This window comes from Acinetobacter sp. MB5, from assembly GCF_003261585.1.
Lineage (GTDB): Bacteria > Pseudomonadota > Gammaproteobacteria > Pseudomonadales > Moraxellaceae > Acinetobacter.
This window is the reverse complement of the sequence record NZ_POVU01000007.1, coordinates 99,908-125,835: the sequence shown is the minus strand read 5'-3', so window position 1 is coordinate 125,835 and position 25,928 is coordinate 99,908. Positions and strand designations below refer to the sequence as shown.

The window sequence follows — 25,928 nt, the reverse complement described above, 5'->3', positions numbered from 1 at the left end:
GCTATGTGGCTGATTGTTGAGTTTCTTATGCCCAACGCGCTTTTGCTTCCACAATAGCATATATAACGTATTTCAAAATTGGCTTACTAGATCAATGTCTGAACTATGAGTTTATTTGCTTTTTGATAACCACGTGGTAAAAGCTGTCCTTTGGAAGCACGTTTTCCAAGATATTTTTGTAAGTCATCGCCTTTAAGTTTCAATTGTTGTTGTCCTGCAACGACCTGAAGTACATCAGATAAATTTAATAATTGCATATCTACAACAATTTCATTGTCTTGAAGTTGTATCAGTTTGTTTCCTTTACCTTTATTTAAAACAGGCAACTCCTGTAGGTCAACAATCAAGACGCGCCCTGCTGAGCTTAGCAAAGCAACATGACTGTTTTGTTGAATGTCCATGAGTGGCAAAACTTGTGCCTGATCAGGAACTGTCAAGAAAGCCTTACCTGCTTTAGCATTGGTATCCAGTGCATTGGCTTGTGTTTTAAACCCATAGCCCGCATTACTTGCAGCCAATATCTCTTGCTGATCATCCGCAATCAAGACCTGAGTAAATGAGACTCCATTAGCAGGTGCAAGTTTTGAGCTTAACGGCTCACCCAACCCCCGTGCCGATGGCAAGCTATTGATTGGCAAAGCATAACTACGCCCTGTCTGATCCATGATATAGACCCGCTGATTGCTCTTACCAACAGCATGACTTAAGTACTGATCGCCTGCGCGGTAATTGAGATTTTCAGCATCGACCTCTGCACCTTTTGCAGCACGAATCCAACCTGCTTCTGACAAGACCACCGTAACTGCTTCGGCAGGCATCAAATCTTGTTCTTTAATTTGCACGGCTTCTGCACGTTGCACAATGGCAGAACGACGCTCATCACCAAATTTTTTCGCATCTTCCTTAAGTTCATTAATCACGAGGTTTTTCAATGACTCAGGATTCGCCAATTGCTCTCGAATAATCGCAGCTTTGGCAGAAAGTTCATCCTGCTCTTGGCGAATTTGCATTTCTTCTAGTTTTGCCAATTGACGTAATTTCAGTTCAAGAATTGCTTCAGCCTGAATTTCATCGACATTTAGCTGCTCCATGAGCGCTACTTTAGGCTGATCAGCTTCACGAATGATTTGAATGACCGTATCGATATCTAAATATGCAATGAGCAAACCAGCCAAAATATGCAAGCGTTTTTCGATTTTATTGAGATGATATTGCAAACGGCGTGTCACGGTTGCTTTACGGATTTCAATCCATTCCAGCAGGATTTTACGAATCGATTTGACCTGTGGACGACCATCTGCCCCGATCATGTTTAAATTGACTCGATAGCTCGATTCCAGATCCGTCGTTGCAAACAAGTGACTCATCACCTGTTCAGCATCGACACGGTTCGAGCGCAGTACAATCACCAAACGGGTTGGGTTCTGGTGATCCGATTCATCACGAATGTCGGACACCAACGGTAATTTTTTCGCCAGCATTTGGTCTGCGATTTGCGTGACGACTTTTGAACCTGACACCTGATACGGCAAATCAGTGATCACAATTTCATTTTTTTCAATCGTATACACGGCACGCATACGGTAACTACCACGACCAGAGGTTTGGATTTTTAATAATTCATCTGGCGGGGTAATAATTTCTGCTTTGGTTGGCAGATCAGGGCCTGGAATATATTCTGCAACTTTTTCATCAGTCAAATTCGGGTTACGAATCAGGGCAATGGTGCCTTTAATCACTTCACGTAAATTGTGTGGCGGAATATCAGTTGCCATCCCCACCGCAATCCCTGTCGTACCATTGAGCAAAATATTTGGTACACGTGCAGGCAGATTAATTGGCTCTTTGAGCGAGCCATCAAAGTTGTCCTGCCAGTCACACGTGCCCTGCCCAAGTTCAGACAGTAACAATTCACTAAACTGCGATAATTTGGCTTCGGTATAACGCATGGCGGCGAAAGACTTTGGATCATCGGGTGAACCCCAGTTACCTTGCCCTTCAATGAACGGATAACGATAACTAAATGGCTGTGCCATCAGCACCATTGCTTCATAACATGCCGAATCACCATGCGGATGGTATTTACCAAGCACATCACCCACGGTACGTGCGGACTTTTTCGGTTTGCCGCTATGCTTCAAGCCCAGCTCACTCATGGCATACACAATACGACGCTGTACAGGTTTTAAACCATCACTAATATGGGGCAATGCACGATCCATAATCACGTACATGGCATAATTTAAGTAGGCTTGTTCGGTAAACTCTGCTACGGAGCGGTTTTCTGTCGCATGATGCGCAAGATTGGTCATAAAAATATTGAACCTATCTGAGAGCTAAGATGAATAAAAATGTGAATATCGCTATTTAACAAGATCGTAAGCGAAACGTAAATAAAACCCTTTGATCTCGTTGTTTTTTTCTACGCTTTATCTGAATTTGAATCAAATATTGAAATGTAACGGCATGCTGAAGCACATCGTTACCATCCAATCGAAAAAAGATTACAAACCAATCGACTCAAGCGTTTTACCTTGAGTTTCTTCCCCAAGAATGACGATCACGGCTGCAACTGCCAGTAACACTACAGTAAACATCATAAAGACATGATGAAAAGCGTCTGGTGCAACCATTAAGCTTGTCACCACCATTGGTGCGACAATGCCGCCAATCCGTCCAATCGCGGCTGCCCAGCCTGAACCAAAAGCCCGAATATTGGTTGGATATTGCTCTGGGGTATAGGTGTATAAAACACCCCACGCGCCTAGATTGAAGAATGACATCAGGCAACCCCAAAACATAATGCTGCTGTCACTACTGGACTGTCCAAAGAAATAGGCTGACACCGCACACAATCCGATAAAACCTGCGAGGGTCACTTTACGTCCCAGTTTTTCAACCAGCCACGATGCCACGATATAACCAGGCAGTTGTGCCAAAATCATGAATAAAACATATTCAAAAGATTTCACAATATCATAGCCCTGCTTGACTAACAGGCTCGGCAACCACGTAAAAATACCGTAGTAGGAAAATACGATTCCAAACCAAATCAGCCATAGCATTAAGGTACGACGCACAAACGGTTTTTGCCATAATTGTTGGAAGGATACTTTCTGCTGATGAGCAACAGGCAATACTTCAATCTCTTGAATGACTTCAACACCTGCCTGCTGTTCCAGTTTCTGAATGAGCTGATGTGCCTCTTCAATGCGATTACGATTAATCAAATAAGGAACAGATTCAGGGACTTTGGTTAAAACAACCCAGACATAGAACAGCGGCAAACCGCCAATCAGAAAAGCAATATGCCAGCCAAAATGTGGAATCAGAAAATAGGACACCAGCGCTGCAACCAGCCAGCCTAATCCCCAAAAACTTTCTAGAAGAACAATAAAACGACCACGTACCTGTGCAGGAATATATTCACTGACTAAAGTCACGGCAACTGGAAGCTGACCGCCAAGTCCTAAACCGACCAAAAAGCGGCAGACTAAAAGTACCGTGAGATTCGGTACAAAAGCGCACAAGGCTGTGGCAATACTATAAAGCACCATGGTACTGGCAAAGACATTCTTACGACCAAAACGATCGGCCAATGCACCTGAAAAGACCGCACCAATTGCCATACCGACAAAACCGATACTGACAATCCAACCACTTTGCGCAGGGGTCAGCCCCCAGTCATGCACCAGTTTAGCCATAATAAACGCGATGATGCCTGTATCCATCGCATCGAACATCCACCCCAAACCGACAATCCAGAGCAGATTATAGTGAAAGCGACCTATCGGTAAGCGTTGTACACGAGATACCAGATCCATAAGCTGTTCTCAAATTAAGCAATAAGTGATTCAAAAAACGTCAAACCAATCTGAGAAAATGCCTTAATCATCAATTGATGATGCCGAGTGTCCATCATCTTCTTTATAGATAAATTTGGGCATTTCCAAACCAAAATAGATGGCAATAACCCGTAAACTAAAACCAAAAATCAAGGTAATGACAATGGTGGTTTCAAGGCTTAAATGCAGTACAGTACATAGCCAGTAACAAACGACTGCAACAAAAGAAATACTGGCATAAAGCTCACGACGGAACACCAACGGAATATCATTACACAAAATATCCCTTAAGATACCACCAGATACGCCCGTCAGGACACCTGCTACAGAAGCCACGATAAAACCATGCCCCATCTGGATAGCAACCTGACAACCAATAATGGTAAATGCAATCAGGCCAAGCGCATCAAGTAACAAGAAAATAGAACGGAGATGTTTCATCCATTTGGCTATAAAAATGGTAACCAATGCTGCGCAGCTAGTCAGCACCAAATATTCAGGATGCTTGACCCAACCTAATGGATAATGTCCTAACAAAACATCACGGACAGAACCACCACCCAGCGCAGTGACACAGGCGATCAGAATCACGCCAAACCAATCCATGCTGCGTCTACCCGCAGATAAGGCACCTGTCATGGCTTCCGCAGTAATTGCGACAATATAAATAACCGTTAACAGCATTCCTTAAGACCTTTCTAGATAGTTCTCATCATGGTTTATTCTAAAGAAAAGCCGCACAACAATGTTTAAATTTTTTGCCTGAACCACAAATACATACCTGCTTCATACTTGGGTTTTGCTCAAGGGTGGGATCCAGAAAAAACCACTGCTCAGCATGAAAAACAAAATAGGATTTTTCATGGTGGATTTGCTGTTCCTGACCATCAAAATAGTAAGCTTTAAACTCCACCATGGCGTGGGTTTTATCGACTTGTGGCAGACTATTGATAATTTCCAGTTGTTGCCACTGATTATGTCGACTCCATGCATCTAAGGCAGCGCAGTCAAGCTGCTGTTGCTGACCTAGAGCCGTAGTTTTGACAATATAATCAATCTGATGCTTGGCAAATGCACTATAGCGCGAACGCATAAGCTGAGCTGCACTTTGCGCTACGGTTAACCCCTGATGTAAGGGTTGGCAACAGCTAACATATTCGCCATAACCACATGGGCATGTTTGTTCACTCATAAAAATAGCCCTGATGTTAAAGGGCTATTTTAGCAAAATCATGCTTAAGATGTTTCGTCTGGTTGAGCTTTTGGTACGATATGCACTTTCTCGATTTTATGTCCATCCATGGTTACAATCTCAAAGCAATAACCATCGGCTTCAACCACATCGCCATTTTCAGGCAAGCGCCCGAGATGCAACAATAGATAACCCGAAAGTGTTGAGTATTCTTCACTTTCATCGACCAGATCACGCCCAAGCAATAAAGAAATATGACGAATATCGGTTGAACCATCAATCATCAACGAGCCATCTTCGAGACTTTCGGCCGCAGCCTGCATTTCATCTTCGTCTGGGAATTCCCCAGCAATCGCTTCTAAAATATCAATTGGGGTGACAATCCCTTCGATCGAACCATATTCATTCAGAACAATCGCCATTTGCAAAGGCGCTTGGCGAAGTTGTTCCATCACCATGAGTACCTGTGCATTTTCATGTACAATCATCGGCTCACGTAAATGATCGGTGAAATTCAGCTTACCTGTTTCAATATATTCATTCAGAATTTTATGCGTTAGGGCAATACCCGCTAAATTGTCTAACTCGCCATGCGCAAACACCAAACGCGAATGTGTCATTTGCATCAAATGTTCTTTGATCTGCTCTGGAGTGTCGTCTAAATCAATCCATTCCAATTCAGGGCGTGGTGTCATCACCGACTTCACAGGACGTTCTGCCAAACCTAAAACGCCCTGAACCATCACGCTGTGATAAGCACTGTTCTGCTCATCAAACATTTCTTCCGCAAAGGCTTGTGTCGCCAACACATCATGTTCAGCAGTGGCTTCATTGCTGCTATTACCCGACTTTCCACCCAACATACGCATCACGGCTGAAGCTGTCCGATAACGTAAATCAGTTGTCGTGACCATACGTTCCTGATTACGGCGTGTGGTTTGGTTAATTGCTTCAATTAACACCGAGAAACCAATTGCAGCATATAAGTAACCTTTTGGAATATGGAAATTAAAGCCTTCCACCACCAAAGAGAAACCAATCATCATCAAGAAGCCAAGACACAGAATCACTACGGTTGGATGTTTGTTCACAAAATCCATAAGTGGCTTCGATGCCCAAAGCATGATTCCGACCGCAATCACCACCGCAATCATCATGATCGAAAGATGTTTCACCATCCCGACTGCGGTAATCACACTGTCGAGTGAGAATACGGCATCGAGCACCACAATTTGAGCAATCACCACCCAAAAAGCAGCATGAACAGGATTTTCATCTTTTAAATGCAGATTGCCTTCAATACGTTCATGAAGTTCCATAGTGCCTTTAAATAATAAAAATACACCACCAAACAACAAGATCAGGTTATGCCCCGAGAACGGGTGCCCTAAAATATGAAATAAAGGCTCATCTAAAGTGACAATCCATGCAATGGATGCGAGTAGCACCATACGCATACACAGTGCCAGCATTAAGCCGACCACACGTGCTTTACCTCGTTGCTCTGGAGGCAACTTTTCTGACAAAACGGCAATAAAGACTAAGTTATCAATCCCGAGGACGACCTCAAGAATCACTAATGTAGCCAAACCTACCCATGCAGAGGGATCAGACATCCATTCGAAAATCATTGATCACACTCCCCGAAGGTCTGCTTTGAAAACTGGACAAATGTCGAAAAGAGAAAATGAACTGAAAGGCAGTTCAAAGTTTGAGTTGTTGAAAAATCTTGCGAGCGCCTACAACCACTACTCATGTTGATCTATATGTTGTGAATCGAATTTTCAGTATAGGCAAGATTTTTTATAAATTCATCATTTTTTATCCGACTTTCGCCGTAGATTTTCAACAATCGTGTGTTTTTATGAACAATCTCTCTCAAAATCACTTTTATATAAAATATAAAAACCACATTTACAAAATACGCTAAAAATACAATAGCTTTCGCATCAATTTGTCATATTTCTTGCTTAATCTAAACCAAAGAACCGTGATAAGGTAAGAATAAAAGATGAATAGTGTTATCAATATGAATAAAGATCTAAAAGTAAAAACAACTCAAATACTCATCGCACTCTATTGTGGCTCCCGTGTAGGCAATAAAGCCATTTATCTTCAAAGTGCTGTACAGTTAGCACAAGGTCTCGCAGAACATGGGTTTGGAATTGTCTATGGTGGCGCAAGTATTGGTTTGATGGGTCAAGTGGCAGATACCGTTCTTGAACATGGTGGTGAAGTCGTTGGTGTTATTCCTGAATTTATGCTGGATTATGAAGTTGCCAATGAACGACTCACCGAGTTGCACATTGTAAATAGTATGCACGAGCGTAAAGCGATGATGGCTGCACGTGCTAGTGCGTTTATTGCACTTCCTGGCGGTTTGGGTACATTTGAAGAAATCTTGGAGATTGCCACTTGGGGGCAGCTCGATCAACATCAGAAACCGATGATTTTATATAACGTGAATGGTTTTTATAACGCACTGATTGCTCAGCTTGACCATGCGGTGCAGGAAGGTTTCTTGCCTCCACAGCATCGTGCCAAGTTAATTGTTTGCCAAAATATTTCTGAAATTTACACAGCCATCAATAATCTGAAAATGCCTGTAAGTTTTGTAATTTAAATCAAATATCTTTCATCCGCTGGCATCATTTGCCAGCTTTTTTTATTTTAAAAATCAAAGGATAAATCATATCATCCATAAAAAAGGACGCTTACGCGTCCTTTTCTTAAATCTTTCTATTCTGCCACAAGCATAGCTCTTGGCGTAATTCAGGCAAGAAGTTTCACTTCTTGAAATCCCTCCTCCTGCCGCAGGCATAGCCTTTGGCGTAATTCAGGCAAGAAGTTTCACTTCTTGAAATCCCTGAATTACTCCCATTCAATCGTAGCAGGTGGCTTAGATGACACGTCGTATACAACACGTGATACATCTTTAATTTCATTCATGATACGAGTTGAGATTTTGTCAACTAACTCATACGGCAAGTGAGCAAAACGAGCTGTCATAAAGTCCACAGTTTCAACAGCACGAAGTGCAACAACCCACGCATAACGGCGGCCATCACCAACCACACCTACAGATTTTACAGGTTGAAATACTGCAAATGCTTGTGCAGTTTTGTCGTACCAACCGCTGTCGCGAAGTTCTTGCATAAAAATGTCATCAGCAAGACGAAGAATATCTGCATATTCTTTTTTCACTTCACCCAAAATACGCACGCCCAAACCTGGACCTGGGAATGGATGACGGTAGATCATGCCGTGTGGCAAACCTAAAGTTGTACCTAATTTACGAACTTCATCTTTGAATAAGTCACGTAATGGCTCAACCAAGTCAAATGCTAAATCTTCTGGTAAACCACCCACGTTATGGTGTGATTTAATCACGTGTGCTTTACCTTGTTTGCTTGCAGCAGATTCGATCACGTCTGGGTAAATTGTCCCTTGTGCCAAGAATTTCACGCCATCAAGTTTACGTGCTTCTTCGGCAAATACTTCGATGAATTCACGACCGATGATTTTACGTTTTTTCTCAGGATCAACTTCACCCGCCAACGCTGTCAAGAAACGTTCTTCAGCATCTGCACGGATTACACGGATACCCATGTTGTCAGCAAACATTTGCATCACTTGATCACCTTCGTTTAAACGAAGCAAGCCATTGTCTACAAATACACATGTTAACTGGTCGCCAATCGCTTTATGTAAAAGCGCAGCAACAACAGATGAATCCACACCGCCAGACAAACCAAGAAGAACTTTTTCATCACCAATTTGTGCACGAAGTTGTTCTACACGTAGGTCGATAATGTGTTCTGGTGTCCAAAGACCACGGCAACCACAGATTTTATGCACGAAGTTAGAAAGAAGTTCAGCACCTTTTGCAGTGTGTGTGACTTCAGGGTGGAACTGTACACCATAGAAACGACGTGTTTCATCGCTTACCGCAGCAAATGGGCAGCTTGGTGTGCTTGCTGTAACAATAAAACCTTCTGGAATCGCACTGACTTTGTCACCGTGGCTCATCCACACATGCAATTGGTCTGGTTTATCTTGTAAGTTACCAATCAACTGGTCACGAACTAAAATATCAACTTCAGCATAACCAAATTCGTGAACAGTACCTGGTTCAACTTTACCACCCAACTGTTCAGACATGGTTTGTAAACCATAACAAATGCCAAGAACAGGAACACCCAGTTCAAACACAACTTGAGGTGCGCGTGGACTACCTTCTTCATGAACACTTTCAGGACCACCCGACAAGATAATGCCGTTTGGTTTAAATGCACGAATGTCTTCCTCAGACATATCAAACGCATACATTTCAGAATATACGCCTGCTTCACGTACACGACGTGCAATCAATTGGCTATATTGCGAACCGAAATCCAAAATCAGGATACGATCTTCAGTAATTTGGGTATTGGTAGTCATGAGAAACAACTATAGATAGCTAAAGAAGATAGGCGCGCTATTCTAGCATTTTTTATTGATGAAGCACATTGCCTAATTTGTGTATTATTTAGACATTAAAAAAAGCCCCTGACGGAGCTTTTTTTGTTTCAATTCACAGATTAGTGATCAGATGCACCTGATGCGCCAATCCCTGTCATTGAGCGAACATATTGAGCATCAAATGCTTTACGTTCCTGTTTCGCACGTGCTGAGTTATCAGTGATTGAGAAGAACCAGCAGCAGATGAATGCTAATGGCATTGCGACAATCGCTGGAGCATTCAATGGGTTAATTGGAGTGTCAGAGATTTTAAGCGTATCGACCCAAACTGCTTTAGACAGTACGATCATCACCACCGCAAGAACCAAACCAACCATACCACCAATTACCGCACCACGAGTGGTTAAGCCTTTCCAGAACATTGAAAGTACAAGTACTGGGAAGTTTGCACAGCATGCTACAGAGAATGCCAAGCCCACCATAAATGCAACGTTTTGTTTTTCAAACAAGATACCTAAAATCATTGCGCAGATTGCAAGACCAAGTGTTGCAATTTTTGACATGCGAAGTTCAGATTCAGGTGTTGTTTGACCTTTCTTGAATACGTTGGCATACAAGTCATGAGAAATCGCAGATGCACCAGAGAGTGTCAAACCAGCAACTACCGCAAGAATTGTTGCGAATGCTACTGCTGAGATAAAGCCCATGAACATGTCACCGCCCACAGCATCACTTAAATGAATCGCAGCCATGTTGTTACCGCCAACTAATTCAAGTTTGCCAGTAACCGCCATTTTTGCAGCATCAAGGAATTGTGGGTTATTTGATACGAACATGATCGCACCAAAACCGATGATAAAAGTGAGTAAGTAGAAGTAACCGATAAAGCCTGTTGCAACCACAACTGATTTACGTGCTTCTTTAGCATCTTTAACCGTGAAGAAACGCATCAAGATATGTGGAAGACCTGCTGTACCAAACATCAAGGCCAAACCAAGAGAAAGTGCATCGATTGGATTTGAAGCCAGTTTACTTGGACCCATGATTTTGGTTGCTTCGTCAAAGCTAATGTTATGAACTTCACCAAACACCTGGATTGATTTCGTGAACATTTCGCTGAAGCTAAAGCCCACAGAGTTCATCACCATGAACGCCATGAAAGTTGCGCCGCTTAACAGCATGACCGCTTTAATGATCTGTACCCAAGTTGTTGCCAACATGCCACCGAAAATTACGTAAGCCATCATCAACAAGCCAACTACAACTACGGCAATGTTGTAGTTCAAACCAAATAGAAGTTTGATGAGCTGACCCGCACCAACCATTTGTGCAATCAGATAGAATGCCACAACAATCAATGAACTAAATGCAGCCAAAGTACGTACTGGCTTCTCATCTAAACGGAAAGACACTACGTCAGACAAGTTATATTTACCAAGGTTACGTAAACGTTCTGCTACAAGGAACAGTACGATTGGCCAACCTACCATGAAACCTAATGAATAGAGCAAGCCATCGAAGCCTGAGCTAAATACCATTGCGGAAATACCCAAGAACGACGCTGCTGACATATAGTCACCTGCAATCGCCAGACCGTTTTGGAAGCCACTGATGCCCCCACCTGCGGTATAGAAATCTTTGGTACTGGTGGTTTGTTTTGCAGCCCATTTGGTGATAAACAATGTCATCGCAACGAAGATGACAAATAGAATAATCGCATGCCAGTTGGTTGCCTGCTGTTGTGCTTCACCCAAATCTGGGCTTGCCATTGCAACTGATGAACAAAGCGCTGTTGACGCAAGTAAAGCTTTTGTTTTTAGGGAAGTCCAATTCATCCGCATGTCCTCATCCGTGAGTTGCATTTGAGTGAGAAGAAATTGAAGAAGAAGTATCTTGATGTGTAATCGCATTAACTTCTTTCATTGCTTCTGCACTAAGTTGGTCAAATGAATTATTGGCAATGTATGAATACACACCGCACAACACGAAAGACAATACGATGACGCCAAGACCTAGAGGAATCCCCCAGGTAATAACTCCACCACTGAAAGAACTCTTTAAGAATTCTTTGTTATAGCTGACTAAAAGCAAAAAGCCGAGATAGACAACTAACATAACCACTGTTAATGTCCAACTTAACGCACTTTTTTTGCTCACCATTTCTTTGAATTTTGGATTTTGTAGAATGCGTTCTACTTGTACCTCATCCATAACCTTACTCCATAGTTGTACAACCAGCCTTGGCCGTATTTTGTAATTTTTTTTGTGTGTAATAACGTTATCAATATTTAAAGCTTTTAGTAAGTTAGACTTTGGTCGCTAAAATTTTGAGCAGTATTTTCTTGAGAGCTTCTGCTTCGGGTATGATAAAGGCAGATTCTTAATAAGCCATCAATATGAATAACTGGGTAATCATTGGGGTATTAACCCTTTACATTCTAATTTTATTCGTCTGTGCTTTCTTTGGTGAGCGTTATGCCAGTCGCTTAAGTGCTCGCGGACGCATGTTACTCTTTAGTCTAACACTGGGAGTTTATTGCTCATCGTGGACGTTCTATGGCGCAACAGGTGCAGCCGTTCGCCAAGGGATTATCTTTTTACCCATTTATTTAGGGCCACTATTATTTATCTGGCTCGGTTACGATATTTGGCGCCGAATCGGACGGGTTCGCCAGCATCATGCCATTGCCTCAATTGCCGATTTTATTGCGGCCCGTTATGGCAAAAGCGGAACATTGGCCTCGTTAGTCACAGTTCTCGCCGTAATTGCGATTATTCCTTATCTGGCTTTACAGCTTCGTGCGATTGCTTTAAGTACCTCTGTCATTCTTCCTGAAAACAATGCATTACATCTGACCACCAATACTGTACTGGTACTCACAGCCATTTTAGCCCTGCTGTCTATGGTATTTGGCACACGACAAATGGCCAATACTGAACAGCATGGCGGCTTAATGCTCGCGGTTGCATTTGAGTCGTTTGTGAAGTTATTTGCGTTACTTTGTGTTGCAATTTTCTTTGTGACAGATCATCCAAGCAATCTGACCCAAATTAGTCACGACATTCAGGAACAGTATCATGAAGTACAAATGAGTGGCGTTCCCGATACCTTTTGGGTGCAAACCTTATTGGCTGCGCTTGCCATTATCTGTTTACCTCGGCAGTTTCATGTGGCTGTGGTTGAATTGCGAGATGAAAAACATATTCGTGGTGCACGCAAATGGTTCTCACTGTATCTGATTTTAACCACATTAACCATTTTCCCGATTGCCAGTTGGGCACTGCATACCAATCCGACTTTACTGAAAATTCCAGACCTTGCCGTACTCAGCTTACCCATGAGCTATAACCATGAGTGGCTCACCATTTTGGCATTTCTCGGTGGGTTCTCGGCATCGACAGGCATGCTGCTGGTTTCATCTGTAGCATTATCCATCATGCTCAGTAACGACCTGATTATGCCTGCTCTGTGGCGCTTCAACCTGTTATCACGTCATGATCAACGCCTGCCCTTAGTGCTCAAGACCACTCGCCGCATTTGTATTGTTGCAGTAATGCTCATGGGGTTCTTATTTTTCCATTTCTTTAATGATATTAATCAGCTTTCAGTCTTTGGCTTATTGGCATTTAGTGCAGTTGCACAGTTTGCACCTGCGCTTATTGGTGGTTTGTACTGGCGAGGTGGCAGTCAACAAGGCGTCTATGCAGGCCTGTTAGTCGGTTTCCTGATGTGGGCATACACCCTGCTTTTCCCGACCATTTTGCGTAGCCTACCGCATGAATATACCGAGCTCAGTTTTCAAATCTTACAAGGTGGTCTGTTTGGTATTAATGGTTTACGCCCTGAAGCCTTATTTGGTTTTGAATCGCTTGCTCCACTCACGCATGGTGTAATGTGGTCGCTTGGTCTCAACACGATTTTATATATCTGGGTTTCAAAAGCTTATCGCCCAAGTGTTGCAGAGCAGATTCAGGCGGAGAGTTTCTTTTACTATGAAACCAAGCCTTTACCATCTCAAAATTCAAATCATGAAATGGGGTATTTCCATCCTGACAGTCCACGTTTAAAAGTTAGCGACCTTATGGCATTGGCAAAACGGATTACAGGTGAAGGACCAACTACCCGTGCCTTTCAACAGTTTTGCGATCAGAATTATCTGGTTCTCAATACCAATAGCGTTGCCAACGGCATGTGGTGGCGTTTTACCGAACAATATCTGGCAGGTACGATTGGAGCTGCCTCGGCGCGCACCCTGCTCACCACTGCACTGGCCAACAATGGTCTAGGCGTAGCTCAGGTTGCCAACATTCTTGACCAAGCATCGCAGTGGCAACGTTTTAACCAGAACTTGCTGATGACCATGATTGACCACATGACTCAGGGTGTGAGTGTGGTCGATGATAATATGTGTCTGGTGGCTTGGAACAATCAGTATTTAAAACTTTTTGATTATCCAAAAGATTTGGTTTATGTCGGCTGCCCGATTTCTGATTTGATTCGTTATAACGCAGAGCGCGGTGAATGTGGGCCAGGGTCAATTGAAGAACATGTTCGCAAACGGATTCACTGGATGAAAGTCGGCAGTGCCCATGAATTTGAACGGATTCGTAAAGATGGCCGCGTGATTCAAATGCGTGGTAATCCAATTGAAGGCGGTGGATTTGTGACAACCTTTGCTGACATTACCGCATTCCGTGAAAATGAAGCAGTACTAGAAGCACGCGTGAAAGAACGCACTCAGCAATTGGCAGATGCACTTTCAGAACAACAACGTGCACGTGAACAGGCCGATACTGCCAATATGTCAAAGAGTCGCTTTATTGCTGCGGCAAGTCATGACCTGCTGCAACCGATGCATGCAGCCCGTTTATTTAGCACCGCACTTGAACAAAGCATTCAGTCCGAGGAAGATCGTCAAACCCTCCAGCAACTGGATCGTGCTTTGCATGGTGCGGAGAGCATGTTGTCCGCCCTGCTCGATATTGCACGTTTAGAAGGTGGAACCATTCAACCAAAGCGTCAGGCCTATCCACTGCACGATTTGCTCAGCGATTTGAAATTACAGTTCAAGTCAATTGCAGCACAACGTGGTATCGAGTTTCATGTCCACGATGCCCAGTTCTGGATTGACACTGATCCACAATGGATTCGTCGTATTATTCAAAACTTTGTCAGCAATGCCCTGCGCTATACGGCCAAAGGCCGAATCGTGGTCGGGGTTTTACGTTCAGCATCTCAACCGAACTATATCCGAATCGGGGTTTGGGATACTGGCCCAGGTATCGCAGAAGAACAGCGCATTAAACTGTTTCAGGAGTTTGAACGCTGTGGACATACTTCACCGTGGGGTGAACAAGGTTTAGGGCTAGGGCTTGCCATCGTACAACGTATGACCAGCCTGCTACATTATCCTGTGCATGTTTCGACCAAATTGCAGCATGGTTCCTGCTTCATGATTGAAGCGCCTGTTGTGGAAGCGCCTAAAGTCACCGCAGCGCCAATCCAAATGATGCCGCTACGCAACAACACTTATAAAATATTGTGCTTGGACAATGACGAAAACATTTTGGAAGGTATGAATACCCTGCTCAGCAAATGGGGGCATCAAGTCTTTAAAGCAAAAGAACCTGAAGAAGCCAAACGACTCATTGAACAGGAAAATATTCAAATTTGGCTGATCGACCAACATTTAAATCAGGATCAGCGCGGTTTAGACTTTATTTTGCAATATCGTCAGGACAATATTCCTGTTGCCTTAATTACAGCAGATTCAGATCCAGAGTTACCTGAACGTTTAAAAGAACTGAATATTATGCTGCTGAAAAAACCGTTAAAACCTGCTTCTATGCGCGCATGGTTATCTGGTCTAAAAATACCAAGCTAAACATTTTATAATCTTATAAAGTGTTTAGCTTCAAAGAAAGCAAATTAATATTCTATTAATTTAATCACGCCATGATATAATTAATCGACATAATTAGTTTGCTTTCTTCTTTTTATTAAATAGAAATAAATAAGCATAAAATTATTATGTCATTGGTACAGTAACCAAATATTTCTCAATCATTGATTTATCTAGTTTTAAGAAAAGACTGAATATCGTTTATTGATATTTAGGGTATCTTTACATTCATTTGAATCATAAGTTACCCATAAATACACCTACTAAGAATATGGAAATAATAAGATATTCCCATATTCTTAGTAGGTGTATATTTCAAAAATTTAGGTGGTGATGATTAAATTTATCAGATCGTGATACACAACATATGAAAAAACTCATTTTGATTAGCACCCTATCTTTTCTCTCAACAGCATCTTTTGCAGATAATCAAATTTTAGATGTGAACTACAGCCAGGAAAACAGTACTAACGATCAACCAGACTGGAAAACGACTGAATTAGGTTACACTAAAAAAAATGATGAAAATTACTGGCAGTTATTTTGGCGTAACTATGATCGTTATGATTTAAACGATAATCAGGTTGAGCTTGATGCAAATCATCTAGTTCATGAGAGTGATAAGGGGAAAACCTTTTTATCTTATTCTGTAGGTGCAGGTGATTTTAATAACAGTGGTTACTTACCTGAATTTAAAGCGGGCTTAACGTTACAGCAAACTTATAAAAATGGTCAAATTTCACCTATCGTGGATTATAAATATTCAAAATATGAAAATTCAACGGTGAACTACTATGGTTTATCCGCTGAAAAATATATTCAAAACTGGCGAGTCTTGGCGGGGTTATGGATCAGTGATACTTCTTTCTACAAGCCAACAACAGGTGTCAAAGCCCAAGTCAGCTACTACATCCCTCATAGCAACAATAGCATCAACTACTATTTCTCTGATGGTAAAGAACCAGAAGTCACCGATATCTCAACCAAGATTTACCATATTACCAGTCATGCCCTGACCTCAAAAATCCAGCTCAGCAAAAATCTATATACCAATATTGGGCTTACACACACCATCTATCACGGGAATTTCTCAAGAACAGGAGTTTTAGCTGGAATCTCTTATGATTTTTGATCAAACCCACTTCATCATTATTTTAACGTGGCTAATTACGATTAGCCTTGCGTTAGTATGCCAATTGATTTTTGGCATCTCCTACATGAAAATGAGAAGTCACCAAAAACTGGTTAAAAAATCAAAATATGTCAAGCTAACGGAAGATTATCTCGATCTTCCGATTCATCAAATTACTGCAAAGAAAATTAAAAACTCAGATTTCCCGATCTTTATTTCATCTTGGTCATTAAAATTTAATTCATCAGATGCTGACACACAGCAAAAGTTAATTGTAGTAGCGAATGTTTTGGACATTTCAAATCGTTGTTTAAAAACATTAAAAAAATCGCAATCTTTTGTTCATCATAAAAATACGCGAGAAATTTGCCTATTGATTCATACATTAGGCAATATCTATTATTCAAATAAAAACTCAGAAACTATTCAAACCGATATCCAGAGTTTTGTTAAAAATAAAATGGATATTATTTCTTTTGAAGCCTGTATTGCATTATTAAAAATTGATAGTAAGAAATACTACCCTTTAGTTCTTGATGAAATTATTTCTAGAGAGAAATGGAATAATCAAGAATTAAAACATTTAATGCAATTCTTTAACACACCTACTGCGGTTGTTATGATTTTTAATAAAATTAAAAATCATAATCACTTAAATGAAAAGCGCATCATTAAAATAGCTTCTCGAACTAATCATTTATCTGATTACTCAAGTTATATTCTAAATAACATGCAGGATTTCTCAGTTGATAGCATTTGTTTAGCAATTCGAAATATTAATAACATTGAGGACTTTAAGCTGATTGAACACTTAAAAGAGGAATCAAGCTGGGTCTACCATATAAATATCATCCATGCGATCGTCAAACTTAACTATTTCTCAGAAGAAAATTTTAATTTTTTATTAAAATGCTTAAGCAGTTCAAATTGGTGGGTACGACACCGTTCGGCTGAAGCGATTATTAAAAATTATAATTCTGATGAAAATTTAGTGAATTTTTTAATTAAATTGATTGATGATCAATTTTCGAAAGAATCACTTCAAGTTGCCTTCAACAAAAATAAACTTCACCAGAACCTTCGGATTCAATGACATGAAAGAACTTATTTATGCTTGGGAATTTATTTTCTTTCTGTATTTTGTTTTTGTAAATTTGAGTTATTTCTTTCTCAATATTTTAGGTTTTTTTAGTATTAGTAAGATTCTTAAATCGAATCTGCATGATGTCTGGTTTACTAAATTTGATGTTTTTGACATTCCAATCAGCATTATTTCTCCTGCCTACAATGAAGAACTCACGATTGTTGAATCTGTCCATTCCCTACTCAATCTGAATTATTCAGAATTTGAAGTGATTGTGGTTTGTGATGGCCCAAAGGACAAAACCTTAGAAGTGCTGATTGAAGCTTATAATCTTATCCCAAATCTAGAAGTTCCAAGACTCAGGCTCAATCATAAACCGATTAAAAACAACTATATTTCCTTGAAAGACAAACGACTCAAGGTTGTTTTTAAAGAGAATGGCGGTAAAGCTGATGCCTTAAACTGCGGAATTAACATCAGTAGTTATCCGTTATTTTGTGCGATTGATGCTGACTCGGTACTAGATTCAGAAGCATTACACAAACTGGTTCAACCCTTTTCCTTGGAAAATAATACTGTAGCCAGCGGCGGCATTATTCGTATTGCCAATGGCTGTGAAATTGTTGATGGCAAAGTCAAACATATTGGCATGCCGAAAACTTGGCTCGAAAAGATTCAAGTTGTTGAATATCTACGGGCTTATTTAAATGGTCGTATGGGCTGGGTTGCGATTAATAGTGTCATGATTATTTCTGGTGCTTTTGGGCTATTTTCCAAATCCGCCGTCTTTGAAGTGGGTGGCTATAATCACAAGACGGTCGGTGAAGATATGGAATTGGTTTTAAAGTTACGGGAATATGCACTGAAAAATAATACGAAGGTTAATATTGCCTTTGTTCCCAATGCTGTATGTTGGACACAATGTCCAAATAATCTGAAAATTTTGGGTTCACAAAGAAAAAGATGGCAAAAGGGATTATTAGAAAGTCTCTGGAGTTCAAAAAGTCTGTTATTTAAACCTCGCAGCGGTTTACTTGGGTTCTATACGTTCCCTTTCTTTATTTTAGTGGAAGCATGGGGCCCATTCATTGAACTCTTGGGCTACGTGAGTCTCTTGGTTTTTGCACTTTTGGGTTATATCGACTGGAATTCCTGTCTTTACTTCTATTTACTGGCATTTTCGTTTGGTCTAGTTCTCTCTTTAGGTGCAATTCTGATCGAAGTGGCCTTTTTCAATCACTATAAATCAAAAGATATCCTGCAATTATTTATCGCCTGTATCTTAGAGAATCTCTGGTTTAGATATATTCATTCTTACTGGAGACTGGTTGGATCAATCAAATATTTAAAAAAATCCCCTTTAAGCTGGGGTGAAATGAAACGGGTTAAATTTTAAGTAAAGTTCGTATTTAAAATGACCTTTTAAAAATAAAACAGCCCTTTTTATTTTTCCAATCAGGAGAAATAAAAAGGGCTGATTAATCCAAGCGGCAGCTTAGATTTTTTTCTCATCAATATTCAATGCACTAATGGCAAGTACTGCCTGAGTACGGTTTTGCACACCGAGTTTTCTGAAAATTGCGGTCACGTGCGCTTTAATTGTCGCTTCCGAAACATCTAGCTCATAAGCAATTTGTTTGTTCAACAAGCCTTCAGCCACCATCATCAACACACGGAACTGTTGAGGGGTCAAAGATTGAATCCGTTCTGCCAATGCCGTTTCATCCGCCGCACGAGGGTCAAAACTGATGTTGGCTGGTAAATTCGGTGGTAACCAGATTTCCCCTTCCATCACATGGCGAATCGCTTCACCGATATGGCTTGGATGCGCTGATTTAGGAATATAGCCCATAGCACCATGTGCGATCGCACGTTGAATAATGCTGGCTTCTTCATGGGCTGAAACCACAATAATCGGAATTGAAGGATATTGGGCACGGACATGCACCAAAGCCGAAAAACCCGAAGCGCCAGGCAAGTTCAAGTCCAACAAGACCAGATCAGGCTCAGTTCCATTTTCAAGGCGTTCGTAAAATTCGTTTACTGCTGCTGTTTCATGAATTTGCGCTTGTGGAAAGCTATAACGCACTGCTTGAATCAGTGCGTGACGAAACAGAGGATGATCATCAACGATTAATATATTCATAAGCGATTTGGCTGTATTTGGCGTAGCCTAGCATTCCTATCTGTGCTACGACTTTATCTATGTATACAAATATTACCGAATTTTTGCCAACTTTGTTGCGTTATCCGATAGTTTTCTGCATTTTTTACCATCAGCTCTAAAAACCAATGTCCAGATTTTAATTTCAGTTTTGCCCAATTTTTCTCTTGAGCTTATCACTAACATACTGCATTTCTATAGATAAATCAAAAAGATGTTAATAAACCACAGAAACCTAAAGTGAAAACATTCAATATTATTTAAATGAAATGAGTTGGATTAAATGCCACCCTGAAGTGACATTTATTTAAGCTATATTCATTATTTTGAGCAAAAAACAAGCTATTTTTCAGCTTTTCCTGTCACAGTCACGATCAATTGCTCCACAACCTGAGGTTCCGCCAGTGTTGAAGTATCTCCCAAACTCTCCAATTCCCCCGTAACAATTTTGCGTAAGATCCGCCGCATAATTTTTCCTGAGCGGGTTTTCGGGAGCGCCGCAGCCCAATAAATCACATCTGGTGTTGCAATCGGGCCTAAAACTTTGCGCACCCATTTCACCAATGCCTCACGCAACTCCTCAGATTCGACATGATCTGCCTGCAAGGTCACAAAAGCACAAATTCCCTGTCCTTTAATATCATGTGGAATACCAACCACAGCCGCTTCTGCAACAGCTTCATGCGCCACGAGTGCACTTTCAATTTCGGCAGTGCCTAAACGGTGTCCTGAAATATTCAAAACATCATCGACCCGACCTGTAATCCAGTAATAGCCATCGGCATCTCGGCGTGCGCCATCCCCTGTAAAATAACAGCCTGGATAAGTTGAGAAATAGGCTTCAATAAAGCGTTTTGGGTCTCCCCAAATACTGCGCATTTGCCCTGGCCAAGCATCTTTAATGACTAAGTTACCTTCGCCAGCACCCTCAATTTCATGGCCTTCTGTATCGACCAAGGCTGGCTGAATACCATAGAATGGGCGAGTTGCTGAACCTGGTTTCAAGGCTGTTGCCCCAGGCAAAGGGGTAATCATCATGCCGCCTGTTTCAGTTTGCCACCACGTATCCAAAATTGGACAGCGCCCTTCGCCCACAACATCATAAAACCAGTGCCATGCTTCAGGGTTAATCGGTTCACCTGCGGTTGCCAATAAACGTAAAGTGCTGCGGTTACTCTCCCGAACATAAGCATCACCTTCACGCATCATGGCGCGAATTGCCGTTGGCGCTGTATAAAGAATCGTCACTTTATGCTTATCAATGATATGTCCAACGCGTGCCCATGTTGGGTATTGCGGAATTCCCTCAAACATTAAGGTGGTTGTACCTGTGGCTAAAGGTGCATATACCGCATAGGAATGTCCTGTAATCCATCCGATATCGGCCGTACACCAGTAAATATCATCCTGTTTTAAATCAAAAACCTCTCTAAAGGTCGTCACGGCATAAACCAGATAGCCTCCAGTGGTATGCAACACCCCTTTCGGTTTTCCTGTTGAACCCGAGGTATACAAAATGAAGAGTGGATCTTCAGCATTCATCGGTTCAGGCGGGCAAATTTCATCGACCTCCATTTGTAGCATGTGATACCACAAATCCCGTTTAGGTAAAAAATCAATGGGATTGCCTGTACGATGCACCACAACCACATGCTCAACCGTTGCCGTGCCCTGCTGTTGCAAAGCCAGATCGACATTTTGCTTGAGCGGTAATAACTTTCCACCACGCATCCCCGCGTCGGCGGTAATGATCATTTTGGCCTGACTGTCTTCAATGCGGCTCGCCAAGGCATCAGGTGAAAATCCCCCAAATACGACACAGTGAACAGCACCAATTCGAGCACAGGCCAACATGGCAATCGTGGCTTCACTCACCATTGGCATATATAAAATCACACGGTCCCCCTTACGAATTCCATATTTTCTCAAGGCATTCGCAAAGCGGCAGACTTCCGCATACAGTTCTTTATAAGAAATAATTTTGTGTCTGGAAGGATGATCCCCCTCCCATATAATTGCGGGTTTATGCGGGTGTTCTTTTAAATGCCGATCCAGACAATTCACACAGACATTGAGCTGACCATCTGCAAACCACTGGATTTTAAAATTTTCAGGGTCATAACTGGTATCTTTCACTTTGGTAAATGGCGTCATCCAGTCAATTGCACGGGCCTGTTCAGCCCAAAACCGATCTGGATCTTCAATAGATTGCTGATAGCGCTGGAAGTACTCATGCTCCAAAGTGCGCGCAGTTTGTTTGAATTCCTCAGGAACAGGATAGAGTTCTTGCATAGACTGACTTCCTTGATCGGGTGAGCGCAGTTTCATCATGAAATGCGTGTTGTTTTTGTTTGTTATTTTTTCCAATACACAGGTTATTTAAGTACAATAATTCAACACAGGGCATGTTTGTATCGTATACTTTTTGTACAAGCACTATATTCTTGGGGATCCATATGCCATCTCAAAATTCAGCTTCGTTTTTTGGAAAAGGACAGGATCAATCATCCCGCTCTCTATTTTCCTGTGACAATCGACTGGGTCGACTCAGTTATATTGCCCGTTCAGGCTTACTGCATTTTCTTTTTGTCGGGATTGTTTCCTTGACTGTCCAAAGCATGCATTTAATCAACTGGGATAGCATGATGCTACGCACATCCCACTTGTCAGGGCACCCGTTTTTCATGCTGTTTGGCGGGCTTCTGGCGCTCTTGATTTATAGCTATCTGATGACCATTTTCATGATTCAGCGCTTACATGACCTGAATCAGAGCGGTTGGATGAGTTTGTTACTGCTCATTCCCATGATTAATTTATTTTTTGTTATTTATCTGCTCTTGGCACCAGGCTCAAGTCATGCCAATAACTACGGTTCACCACACCGAACATCCGCTTGGGAAAAACTGTGTGCATGGCTCATCATTGTGCTATTTCTCATCAGCTTAGCCAGTAGCAGCATGCGTATTTCGTACATGATGGGAACAGGTGAATTAGAGAGCCCACATCAAATGATGCGTCAAGGCATGCATTATTTCTAAAATTGCTCTACGATTTTTTACTAAACTTTCTGTTTTTTCAGGCAAAATATAGCGTTTTTAAGTTTGGGACAAATATACGTGGCAGAGAATCAATCCTCAACCATACAAAACGTGGCGCAAGATACAACGCATCTTTTGCAAGAAGCAGGCAAAAAAACCACGCAAACTGTGCTTGAGCATAGTAGTAAGTACCACGATGCCTACACCACGATTGACAAGATTATCGACAGTTTCTGGAGCCGTGTTCCTTATATCTGTATTGCGATTGTGGTGTTTATCATTTTTTGGTTGCTCACCAAATTATTTAAGTTTTTTGTTCGTAAAACCTTAGAAAATCGTTCTTATACCCGTCAGAATTTGGTGTTGGTACTCAACCGAGTGGGAACATCGACCATTTTATTCTTTGGCTTCCTGATTGCACTGGTGATTGCGATTCCAGGCTTCACGCCAGGCCAACTCATGAGTGCTCTGGGTATTGGCTCTGTTGCGATTGGTTTTGCATTTAAAGATATTTTCCAGAACTTACTTTCAGGTCTTCTGATCTTGCTCAGCGAACCATTCCGTATTGGCGATGCGATTGTCTGTAATGGTTTAGAAGGAACTGTTGAAGATATCCAAATCCGTGCAACGTTCCTTTGTTCGTATGATGGTCGTCGTATTGTGATTCCAAATGCAACCGTCTACACCAGCGCGATTACGGTCAATACCGCCTATCAACGTCGCCGCTGTGAGTTTGTGGTGGGTATTGGTTATGATGATGATGTCACCAAAGCCAAAGAACAGATTCTCAAAATCTTGGATGAAAACCGTAATGTGCTCAGCCATCCAGACTTCTCAGTGAATGTGACTGCTTTGGCCGATTTCTCAGTCAATCTCACTGTTCGCTGGTGGATTGACACCACAGAAACCAGTATTGCAGCATCGACCAGTGAAATTCAGGAACAGGTCATGATTGCGTTTAACGAACAAGGCATTTCGATTCCCTACCCGATTCGTGAAATTAAAGTCTCAAATGATGCAACAGCGATGGATCCTTTAGCGAAATAAACTTCCTAAGACATACGGAATTGCTGTTTCAGTTCTTAAAATACGGTTGCCCAAGCTAAAACTTTGGCAGCCGTTTTTTTCAAGCAATTCGACTTCATAGGGAATAAAACCACCTTCAGGGCCAATCAAGATTTGGCAATGTGCGGTTTTCACAGCAGGCAGACCTTGCTCTGCATAAGGATGTGCCACGAAACTTGGGCTTTCAGGTGTCGTCCACTCTGACAAAACATCTTCCACAAAAGGTTTAAAACGACGATACATGTCTATTTTGGGGGCAATAGTATCGCCTGCCTGTTCTAAACCTAAGGTCACATAATCATTGAGCTGTTGTAGAAACGGGCTTTGCCAGTAGCTTTTATCGACCCGATAGCTATGAATCAGCACTAATTTTTCTACCCCCAAAGTCACACTGTCCATGACCAGACGGCGTAAAACTTTGGGACGAGGTAAAGCCACAATCAAGGTTACAGGTAATTTTTCAGGAATAGTCAATTCCTGAATCGGTTTAACCAGCACCTGCTCTGGGGTTATCGCCTGAACCTCAGTCAGATAACGTTTGCCTTGTCGAATGCCGACCTTAAGCTGGTCACCGACTTTAAGGTCAAGATGCTGCTGTAAATGCTGCAATTGGCGCGGTTCTCGAATTCCCCAAAGTGCTTGTTCGGGTTGTTCTGACAATAAAACGAGATTCATGAGTGTTATAAAAACCGATCAATCAGTTGAGTATGACGCAGAAGTGAACCTTGGTTCTTCTGCAAAATGGTGGTGGCTCGTTGCACCATCTGTTGACGCTGCTCTGCACTGCTCAGTAACTCAGTGAATCTCTGGCAAGCTTGCTGAGCATCCTGTACCACGTCAACCGCTGCGTTGTGCACGAACTCATCGACAATCTGTTGGAAATTAAAATAGTTTTTTCCCAAGACCGTTACGACACCTAGCGCTACAGGTTCCAAGATATTGTGCCCACCACCTGGTTCATTCAAAGAACCCCCAACATAGGCCACTTGGCTCAAGGCATACCAAAGCCATAATTCACCCATACTGTCAGCCAAATACACTTGGGTATTGGCATCTACGGCTTGTTGCAAGCTACGGCGCTTCACATTCAAACCGAGTTGCTCAGTCACTTGGAATACTTCATCAAAACGTTCAGGGTGGCGCGGCACCACGATACACAATAGGCTTGGATCAGCTTGCAAAGCTGCTTTGAGTTCAGTGAGAAGTTGTTGTTCTTCAGGCGCATGGGTACTGGCAAGTACCATCACTTTACGCTGTGTCAGTTGCCAATCTAGATGCAACTGTTCAGCCTGTGCCGCCACCCAATCAGGCGCAGTAATATCAAATTTAACATTCCCCACCACACTCATTGATGTGGTTGATTTACCCAAACTGGCAAATCGCTGCAAAGTCGCCTGATCTTGAGCAGCAATCCAGCTCAACTGACTCAGCATCGGAGAAGTTAAACGCTTAAATTTGGCATAGCCTTTGGCTGATTTCTCAGACAATCGGGCATTCAGTAAAAGCTGAGGAATATTGTGCTCTGCCACACATTGCAACAGATTTGGCCACAGCTCGGTTTCCATCAACAATAAAATTTTTGGTTGATAGCGATCAATAAAGGCATTGACCAAATATTGCTGATCGACAGGTAAAAAGACCGCTTGAAAAAGGTTTGGATAGCGCTGTTCAAATAACGACTTTGCCCGTGCCTGCCCTGTGCGCGTGGTATTGGTGACTAGGACAGCCTGACCTTGCTGTAAATAATGTTCAATCAGAGGATGGGCCGCATTGGTCTCGCCAACTGACACCGCATGAAACCAGATCACCTGAGTATTTCTGGGTGTTTGAAAAGGGCCAAAGCGTTCAGTGATTTCATTTTGAAAATCGGCAAGATGCCCTGAGCGTTTGTTTAAACGCCAGCGGTACAAGGGTTTGATACCTGCCAACAGCCAGTTGTACCAAAATGGAGTTTTCAAAGTTGAAATCGCTTGGGTCATCCAAATCTTAAAATCAGAAAAAATGTGTGCCTATTATGCGTAAAAAATTTTAAAAGAACAGCGTT

Annotated in this window: 19 protein-coding genes; 7 read left to right on the top strand and 12 right to left on the bottom strand. The window is 41.9% G+C overall.

The features are described 5' to 3' along the window. Positions 1-86: 86 nt before the first annotated feature. The 5 genes from parC to C1A47_RS10575 form a co-directional block, all read right to left on the bottom strand. Positions 87-2,312: a DNA topoisomerase IV subunit A gene (parC, locus tag C1A47_RS10595; RefSeq protein ID WP_111895009.1), complete on the bottom strand. Its 2,226-nt coding sequence runs from the start codon at positions 2,310-2,312 to the stop codon at positions 87-89. Between the two features lie 192 nt (positions 2,313-2,504). Beyond that, entirely contained in the window at positions 2,505-3,824 is a 1,320-nt protein-coding gene (locus C1A47_RS10590) for an MFS transporter (protein WP_111895008.1), read from the bottom strand. 63 nt (positions 3,825-3,887) lie between these two features. Next, a complete protein-coding gene (locus C1A47_RS10585) occupies positions 3,888-4,529 on the bottom strand; it encodes a trimeric intracellular cation channel family protein (protein WP_111895007.1) in 642 nt (213 codons plus the stop codon). A 40-nt stretch (positions 4,530-4,569) separates the two neighbouring features. Then, entirely contained in the window at positions 4,570-5,037 is a 468-nt protein-coding gene (locus C1A47_RS10580; RefSeq protein WP_111895006.1) for a YchJ family protein, read from the bottom strand. Between the two features lie 44 nt (positions 5,038-5,081). Next, the gene (locus C1A47_RS10575; RefSeq protein WP_111895005.1) at positions 5,082-6,668 is read right to left on the bottom strand and encodes a TerC family protein; all 1,587 of its coding nucleotides are present in this window, start codon (positions 6,666-6,668) and stop codon (positions 5,082-5,084) included. A gap of 380 nt (positions 6,669-7,048) precedes the next feature. Here C1A47_RS10575 and C1A47_RS10570 point away from each other — a divergent pair, with 380 nt between their 5' ends. Further along, complete coding sequence (locus C1A47_RS10570) at positions 7,049-7,660, top strand: TIGR00730 family Rossman fold protein (RefSeq protein WP_111895004.1); 612 nt, start codon at positions 7,049-7,051, stop codon at positions 7,658-7,660. A 248-nt stretch (positions 7,661-7,908) separates the two neighbouring features. Here C1A47_RS10570 and guaA read toward each other — a convergent pair whose 3' ends face one another. The 3 genes from guaA to C1A47_RS10555 all read right to left on the bottom strand — a co-directional run bounded on the left by guaA (position 7,909) and on the right by C1A47_RS10555 (position 11,709). Next, the gene (gene guaA, locus C1A47_RS10565) at positions 7,909-9,477 is read right to left on the bottom strand and encodes a glutamine-hydrolyzing GMP synthase (protein ID WP_111895003.1); all 1,569 of its coding nucleotides are present in this window, start codon (positions 9,475-9,477) and stop codon (positions 7,909-7,911) included. A gap of 140 nt (positions 9,478-9,617) precedes the next feature. After that, positions 9,618-11,333 carry a cation acetate symporter gene (locus C1A47_RS10560; RefSeq protein WP_111895002.1) on the bottom strand — a complete coding sequence of 572 codons (1,716 nt, stop codon included), beginning with the start codon at positions 11,331-11,333 and terminating at the stop codon, positions 9,618-9,620. Positions 11,334-11,343: 10 nt separating this feature from the next. Next, positions 11,344-11,709 (bottom strand): DUF485 domain-containing protein, encoded by a 366-nt coding sequence (locus tag C1A47_RS10555; RefSeq protein WP_111895001.1) that lies wholly within the window; start codon positions 11,707-11,709, stop codon positions 11,344-11,346. A gap of 185 nt (positions 11,710-11,894) precedes the next feature. Here C1A47_RS10555 and C1A47_RS10550 point away from each other — a divergent pair, with 185 nt between their 5' ends. The 4 genes from C1A47_RS10550 to C1A47_RS10535 all read left to right on the top strand — a co-directional run bounded on the left by C1A47_RS10550 (position 11,895) and on the right by C1A47_RS10535 (position 19,013). Then, positions 11,895-15,383: a PAS domain-containing hybrid sensor histidine kinase/response regulator gene (locus C1A47_RS10550; RefSeq protein WP_111895000.1), complete on the top strand. Its 3,489-nt coding sequence runs from the start codon at positions 11,895-11,897 to the stop codon at positions 15,381-15,383. Between the two features lie 385 nt (positions 15,384-15,768). Continuing rightward, positions 15,769-16,533, top strand: a complete 765-nt coding sequence (locus C1A47_RS10545; RefSeq protein WP_111894999.1) for a YaiO family outer membrane beta-barrel protein — start codon at positions 15,769-15,771, stop codon at positions 16,531-16,533. Next, a complete protein-coding gene (locus C1A47_RS10540; RefSeq protein WP_111894998.1) occupies positions 16,523-17,626 on the top strand; it encodes a HEAT repeat domain-containing protein in 1,104 nt (367 codons plus the stop codon). The genes C1A47_RS10545 and C1A47_RS10540 overlap by 11 nt, the downstream gene beginning before the upstream one ends. Before the next feature lies 1 nt (position 17,627). Further along, the gene (locus tag C1A47_RS10535; RefSeq protein ID WP_162625938.1) at positions 17,628-19,013 is read left to right on the top strand and encodes a glycosyltransferase family 2 protein; all 1,386 of its coding nucleotides are present in this window, start codon (positions 17,628-17,630) and stop codon (positions 19,011-19,013) included. A 99-nt stretch (positions 19,014-19,112) separates the two neighbouring features. Here C1A47_RS10535 and C1A47_RS10530 read toward each other — a convergent pair whose 3' ends face one another. Together C1A47_RS10530 and acs are read right to left on the bottom strand one after the other, a co-directional pair. Next, entirely contained in the window at positions 19,113-19,763 is a 651-nt protein-coding gene (locus tag C1A47_RS10530) for a response regulator (protein WP_111894996.1), read from the bottom strand. Between the two features lie 360 nt (positions 19,764-20,123). Beyond that, positions 20,124-22,073: an acetate--CoA ligase gene (acs, locus tag C1A47_RS10525; RefSeq protein ID WP_111894995.1), complete on the bottom strand. Its 1,950-nt coding sequence runs from the start codon at positions 22,071-22,073 to the stop codon at positions 20,124-20,126. A gap of 164 nt (positions 22,074-22,237) precedes the next feature. Between acs and C1A47_RS10520 the strand changes: the two genes are divergently transcribed. Together C1A47_RS10520 and C1A47_RS10515 are read left to right on the top strand one after the other, a co-directional pair. Next, positions 22,238-22,819 carry a DUF805 domain-containing protein gene (locus tag C1A47_RS10520; RefSeq protein WP_111894994.1) on the top strand — a complete coding sequence of 194 codons (582 nt, stop codon included), beginning with the start codon at positions 22,238-22,240 and terminating at the stop codon, positions 22,817-22,819. A gap of 102 nt (positions 22,820-22,921) precedes the next feature. Then, positions 22,922-23,866, top strand: a complete 945-nt coding sequence (locus C1A47_RS10515; protein WP_413772960.1) for a mechanosensitive ion channel family protein — start codon at positions 22,922-22,924, stop codon at positions 23,864-23,866. Here C1A47_RS10515 and C1A47_RS10510 read toward each other — a convergent pair. Together C1A47_RS10510 and C1A47_RS10505 are read right to left on the bottom strand one after the other, a co-directional pair. Next, positions 23,855-24,559 carry a 16S rRNA (uracil(1498)-N(3))-methyltransferase gene (locus C1A47_RS10510; RefSeq protein ID WP_111894992.1) on the bottom strand — a complete coding sequence of 235 codons (705 nt, stop codon included), beginning with the start codon at positions 24,557-24,559 and terminating at the stop codon, positions 23,855-23,857. The genes C1A47_RS10515 and C1A47_RS10510 overlap by 12 nt on opposite strands. A gap of 5 nt (positions 24,560-24,564) precedes the next feature. Continuing rightward, positions 24,565-25,863, bottom strand: coding sequence for a 3-deoxy-D-manno-octulosonic acid transferase (locus C1A47_RS10505; RefSeq protein WP_111894991.1), 1,299 nt, complete (start codon positions 25,861-25,863; stop codon positions 24,565-24,567). Positions 25,864-25,928: the final 65 nt, after the last annotated feature.

Bases quoted from the DNA above. Each gene is read 5' to 3' on its own strand.
- C1A47_RS10590 (WP_111895008.1), bottom strand. From the start codon at position 3,824: ATGGATCTGGTATCTCGTGTACAACGCTTACCGATAGGTCGCTTTCAC.
- C1A47_RS10555 (WP_111895001.1), bottom strand. From the start codon at position 11,709: ATGGATGAGGTACAAGTAGAACGCATTCTACAAAATCCAAAATTCAAA.
- C1A47_RS10580 (WP_111895006.1), bottom strand. From the start codon at position 5,037: ATGAGTGAACAAACATGCCCATGTGGTTATGGCGAATATGTTAGCTGT.
- C1A47_RS10585 (WP_111895007.1), bottom strand. From the start codon at position 4,529: ATGCTGTTAACGGTTATTTATATTGTCGCAATTACTGCGGAAGCCATG.
- C1A47_RS10530 (WP_111894996.1), bottom strand. From the start codon at position 19,763: ATGAATATATTAATCGTTGATGATCATCCTCTGTTTCGTCACGCACTG.
- acs (WP_111894995.1), bottom strand. From the start codon at position 22,073: ATGCAAGAACTCTATCCTGTTCCTGAGGAATTCAAACAAACTGCGCGC.
- C1A47_RS10560 (WP_111895002.1), bottom strand. From the start codon at position 11,333: ATGAATTGGACTTCCCTAAAAACAAAAGCTTTACTTGCGTCAACAGCG.
- C1A47_RS10540 (WP_111894998.1), top strand. From the start codon at position 16,523: ATGATTTTTGATCAAACCCACTTCATCATTATTTTAACGTGGCTAATT.
- C1A47_RS10570 (WP_111895004.1), top strand. From the start codon at position 7,049: ATGAATAGTGTTATCAATATGAATAAAGATCTAAAAGTAAAAACAACT.
- C1A47_RS10575 (WP_111895005.1), bottom strand. From the start codon at position 6,668: ATGATTTTCGAATGGATGTCTGATCCCTCTGCATGGGTAGGTTTGGCT.
- guaA (WP_111895003.1), bottom strand. From the start codon at position 9,477: ATGACTACCAATACCCAAATTACTGAAGATCGTATCCTGATTTTGGAT.
- C1A47_RS10545 (WP_111894999.1), top strand. From the start codon at position 15,769: ATGAAAAAACTCATTTTGATTAGCACCCTATCTTTTCTCTCAACAGCA.
- C1A47_RS10550 (WP_111895000.1), top strand. From the start codon at position 11,895: ATGAATAACTGGGTAATCATTGGGGTATTAACCCTTTACATTCTAATT.
- C1A47_RS10510 (WP_111894992.1), bottom strand. From the start codon at position 24,559: ATGAATCTCGTTTTATTGTCAGAACAACCCGAACAAGCACTTTGGGGA.
- C1A47_RS10505 (WP_111894991.1), bottom strand. From the start codon at position 25,863: ATGACCCAAGCGATTTCAACTTTGAAAACTCCATTTTGGTACAACTGG.
- parC (WP_111895009.1), bottom strand. From the start codon at position 2,312: ATGACCAATCTTGCGCATCATGCGACAGAAAACCGCTCCGTAGCAGAG.
- C1A47_RS10535 (WP_162625938.1), top strand. From the start codon at position 17,628: ATGAAAGAACTTATTTATGCTTGGGAATTTATTTTCTTTCTGTATTTT.
- C1A47_RS10520 (WP_111894994.1), top strand. From the start codon at position 22,238: ATGCCATCTCAAAATTCAGCTTCGTTTTTTGGAAAAGGACAGGATCAA.